At 59.9% G+C, this 3,973-nt stretch carries 6 protein-coding genes; 2 read left to right on the top strand and 4 right to left on the bottom strand.

The genetic code is table 11. The annotated features are described in order from the left end of the window. A partial coding sequence (locus JWR14_RS30050; RefSeq protein WP_299716578.1) for a sigma 54-interacting transcriptional regulator occupies positions 1-749 on the top strand: 749 nt, incomplete at its 5' end. An 11-nt stretch (positions 750-760) separates the two neighbouring features. On the opposite strand, the gene JWR14_RS30045 is transcribed toward JWR14_RS30050, so the two are convergent. The 3 genes from JWR14_RS30045 to pcaH all read right to left on the bottom strand — a co-directional run bounded on the left by JWR14_RS30045 (position 761) and on the right by pcaH (position 2,449). Beyond that, on the bottom strand, positions 761-1,066 hold the full coding sequence (locus JWR14_RS30045; RefSeq protein ID WP_299716575.1) for a DUF2288 domain-containing protein: 306 nt from the start codon (positions 1,064-1,066) through the stop codon (positions 761-763). 79 nt (positions 1,067-1,145) lie between these two features. Continuing rightward, on the bottom strand, positions 1,146-1,736 hold the full coding sequence (gene pcaG / locus JWR14_RS30040) for a protocatechuate 3,4-dioxygenase subunit alpha (protein WP_299716573.1): 591 nt from the start codon (positions 1,734-1,736) through the stop codon (positions 1,146-1,148). Positions 1,737-1,738: 2 nt separating this feature from the next. Beyond that, on the bottom strand, positions 1,739-2,449 hold the full coding sequence (gene pcaH / locus JWR14_RS30035; protein WP_299716584.1) for a protocatechuate 3,4-dioxygenase subunit beta: 711 nt from the start codon (positions 2,447-2,449) through the stop codon (positions 1,739-1,741). A 179-nt stretch (positions 2,450-2,628) separates the two neighbouring features. Here pcaH and pcaQ point away from each other — a divergent pair, with 179 nt between their 5' ends. After that, positions 2,629-3,582, top strand: a complete 954-nt coding sequence (gene pcaQ, locus JWR14_RS30030; protein ID WP_299716581.1) for a pca operon transcription factor PcaQ — start codon at positions 2,629-2,631, stop codon at positions 3,580-3,582. Between the two features lie 161 nt (positions 3,583-3,743). Here the strand turns inward: pcaQ and JWR14_RS30025 are convergent. Further along, the coding region (locus JWR14_RS30025; RefSeq protein WP_299716571.1) for a hypothetical protein at positions 3,744-3,973 on the bottom strand (230 nt) is incomplete at its 5' end.

The following is a 3,973-nucleotide window of genomic DNA, read 5'->3' as shown; positions in this document are numbered from 1 at the left end:
CGGAGACGTTGCTGGAAAGCGAATTGTTCGGTTACGAAGAAGGTGCGTTCACCGGCGCGCGACGCGGGGGGAAGGCGGGGCTGATTGAATCGGCGCATCGCGGCACGCTTTTTCTCGATGAAATCGGCGAGATGCCGATGCCTTTGCAAAGCCGTTTGCTGCGCGTGCTGCAGGAGCGTGAAGTGGTGCGTTTAGGGTCCACGGAACCGCTGCAAGTCGACGTGCGCGTGGTGGCTGCGACGCATCGCGGTCTGAGTGAGCGCGTGCAAGCGGGTCAATTTCGGGCTGATCTTTATTATCGGCTGAATATCTTGAATCTTGCCTTGCCGCCGCTGCGTGAGCGCTCATCGGATATTGCCGGGCTGGCTACGCAGTTGTTGTGGCAGACGGGACGCGTCGCGTCGGTCGATGCGGCGCATGCGGTGCTTGAGCCGGCGTTGCCGTTGCTGGCTGCGTACCGATGGCCTGGGAATGTGCGCGAATTGCAGAACGTGATTGAGCGGATTGCGGTGGAACTGGACGAGATACCGGGGATGCGAGTAACGCCTGAACTGCTGAAGTCGATCGCGCCGGAACTTCAAGAAGACGAAGCCGCTTCGGGCCCGGAAACGCTGAAGCAGCGCAGCCGCAAAGTTGAAGCCGACGAGATTCGCGCGATGCTGGATTCGTTCGATGGGAATCGGGAGGAGGTCGCCCGGGCGCTCGGCATCAGCAAGACGACGCTTTGGCGGAAGTTATCGGGGAGGTGAGAGGGAACCCCTCACCCACGTTCCTGCACACACACCCACGGTGACACCACAACAGCCCACAGTTCGGGATCGCGAGTAGCAAGATCCTCCGCCGTCGCGGGCTCGACGCGTTCGAGCATTCCGGCCGACAACCACTCGGCGACCTGCTTCGTATCGTCACTGGCAACGGCTTCGGCGACACTCACCAGATCGATATCGCGTGCCACTTTCAACAGCACACCGCGCGCGAAAAACCGCTGCAGCTCAGACCATTCGATCTGTGCGGTTTCGGCGAGAAGTTTGAGATACAACGGACTAGCGGACTGAGCGTCTTTCATAGGGGAATCACAGGCAAGTTCGAGCGACCGACATCATAAACCATCGCGCCGGACGCTCTGCCTGCTCACCATGAACCGCTCAAAGATCGAAGAACACCGTTTCCTTCGGCCCTTGCAGATGGATATCGAAGCGATAAATCGTATTCGATGTCCCCGCCTCACGCTTTGCAATCAACGTGCCGCGCCGCTCCGCAGGAACCTGCGCAAGGACGTTATCGCGAGCGTTAGCCTCGGTTTCATCGTCGAAATAAATGCGCGTATAGGCGTGCAGCAACATGCCGCGCATCAGCACGATCACATCAATGTGCGGTGCCGAATCACCTTCCGTACTACCCGGCTTGACCGTGTCCACAACGAAGCGCAACTCCGGATCGGTCCCCGTGCCCACGCGCGCGAAGCCGCGAAAACCCGACTTGCGTGCCTCTGCTGGGGTGCTCACATAGCGACCGGTGGAGTCGGCCTGAATCATTTCGACGACGGCATCGCCAACGACTTTCTCTTCGCCGTCGAACACTTGCCCCACGATGCTGATGTGCTGTCCGGCCGATTCACGATCGGCGATTGACGGCGTGAACAAACTCTTCAGGTCGAAGTTGTATTGCTCGGGACACAGGCCGTAGGCGAAGTACGGTCCGACCGTTTGCGACGGCGTTTGTTTATAGATAGTCATGTTCAAGCCTCCGTCGGGGTCTGCTTCGCACCGCGCAGCACGATGTCGAACTCGTAACCGAGCGCATAACCTTCCTCGGTTGTATCGATGGAAAAGCGCGAGATCATCCGGTCGCGCGCATGTTCCGGCGTGCCCTGGAAGATCGGGTCGAGATCGAGCAGCGGGTCGCCGGGGAAATACATCTGCGTGACAAGACGCGAGCCGAAGTAGTCACCGAACAACGAGAAGTGGATGTGATTCGGACGCCACGCGTTCGAATGATTGCCCCACGGGTACGCGCCCGGCTTGATCGTGAGAAACCGATACCGCCCTTCGTTATCGGTCAGGCAACGGCCGGCGCCCAGGAAGTTCGGATCGAGCGGTGCGGCGTGCTGGTCGGCTTTGTGAACATAACGTCCGGCCGCGTTTGCTTGCCAGATCTCGACCAGCGTATTGCGCACCGGCCGGCCGCCTTCGTCGAGCACGCGGCCCGCCACGATAATGCGTTCGCCCAGCGGCTCGCCATTCTTCGCGGCGTTGCGCGTGAGGTCATGATCGAGTTTGCCGAGATCATCCGCGCCATATACCGGCACGCGCCGGTCTCTCAGGTTCTCTTTCAGCGCAATCAACGGACGCGACGGGCTGCGAAGCACCGACGATTTGTAGCCCGCATGGCGATAAGGCGGGTGGGAATCCCAGTCGCGCGGGTTCAGGATGAGGGAGGGGGAGGTCACCGGGGTAGTCACTTTTCTGTCTCCGACTTTTAAAATATGAATCAATACTTTATCGAAACGGTGAAGTTATGGAAAATGACGTTTTATGCATTCAGACATAACCAATCGTAATGGCTAAAAACCCTATTCCGTCCGTCCCGGCGGGGGCGTCGAACACGCTGAAGCCGGACAAGCCAATCATGCCGCTCGCCAACCTGACCAGCGGCCGGATCAAGTTCCGGCATCTCCAATGCTTCCTGGCAGTGACCCAGTTCGGCAGCGTGCAGCGCGCCGCCGACAGCCTCTCGATCACGCAGCCGGCGGTATCGAAGACTATAGGCGAGCTGGAATCCATCCTCGGCGTCCGGCTGTTCGAACGGGGCCGCCGAGGCGCCGCGCCCACGCGCGAGGGGCGCTTGTTTGCTCCACATGCCGCAGCCTGTGTAGGAGCCTTGCGCGAAGGGGTGGATGAGTTGTCCCGGCACGGCGTCGACTTGCCCGGCACGGTCGCGCTAGGCGTCTTGCCGACCGTCGCGCCCGCGTTGCTGCCGCCCACGCTTGCCGCGTTTCGGGCGCACTGGCCGGATGTCTCCGTGCGGGTATGGACCGGCTCGAACTCGCAGTTGCTCGAACGCCTGAAATCTGCCGATACCGACCTGGTCATCGGTCGGCTGTCCGAACCGGAAGGCATGCAGGGGATGACGTTCGAGCAGTTGTATCGTGAGCCGCTGACAGTCGTCGTGCGCCACGATCATCCACTCGTGCATGAAAGCAATATCACGGCGTCGGTGCTTGCGCGTTTTCCGGTGGTCGTGCCGCCTTTTGGGACGTTGATCCGCCAGTCCGCTGAAAGCGTCCTGACGGCATTTGGCGCGCAGGCACTGAGTTCGCTGATTGAAACCTTGTCGGTGTCGCTTGGGCGCGCCCTTGCATTGCACAACGACGCGGTATGGTTCGTGCCCTCGAGCGTGGTGGAGCATGACATCGGATTGAAGCTGCTGGCCCGCTTGCCGATGCCCTTCGCCGGCGCTGATGAACCCATCGGCCTGATACTGCGTCATGACCGCGTCCGCTCGCCTGCGCTGGATAGCCTGATCGATGCAATCCGGGAAGCGGGACGGCAGCGAGAAGCGGTTCGTATCGGTATGAAATAGCGTGTGTGGGGCCTTGCCACAGGCACTTGTTACCGCAAATGCGGGACCGGCAAAACCCCATTAGCATACGTGCGATAAAAGCTATATAAGTGGGCCAAGCCTGCTTTGAGGCTTGCCTTAATCAGCAGTCAAGGCAAGCGCAAGCAGTCTTGAAAAGCACGTTAAAAGCGGGGAGTCACGGGCAACGCGCAAGCAACGCATGAACGTCGCGGACAACCATACTGTAAGTAAGCGCAATAGAAATTGCGTGCAACCAAACTTTGCTTTGCGCTGTCTGACTCCGCAACTCTCCAATCATCAGGACGATCATCAAAGCCGCCAGCAAGATGAAAACCGTATTGCTCGTCGATGACGACCCCGCCACCCTCGAAGCCTGGACCCTGTGCATGCA

It is taken from the genome of Caballeronia sp. (genome assembly GCF_028292365.1).
Lineage (GTDB): Bacteria > Pseudomonadota > Gammaproteobacteria > Burkholderiales > Burkholderiaceae > Caballeronia.
This window is presented reverse-complemented; position numbering and strand designations above follow the sequence as displayed.

What these genes read in the sequence shown, in the direction of transcription:
- pcaG (WP_299716573.1), bottom strand. Translation starts at nt 1,736, where the DNA reads ATGACTATCTATAAACAAACGCCGTCGCAAACGGTCGGACCGTACTTC.
- JWR14_RS30045 (WP_299716575.1), bottom strand. Translation starts at nt 1,066, where the DNA reads ATGAAAGACGCTCAGTCCGCTAGTCCGTTGTATCTCAAACTTCTCGCC.
- pcaQ (WP_299716581.1), top strand. Translation starts at nt 2,629, where the DNA reads ATGCCGCTCGCCAACCTGACCAGCGGCCGGATCAAGTTCCGGCATCTC.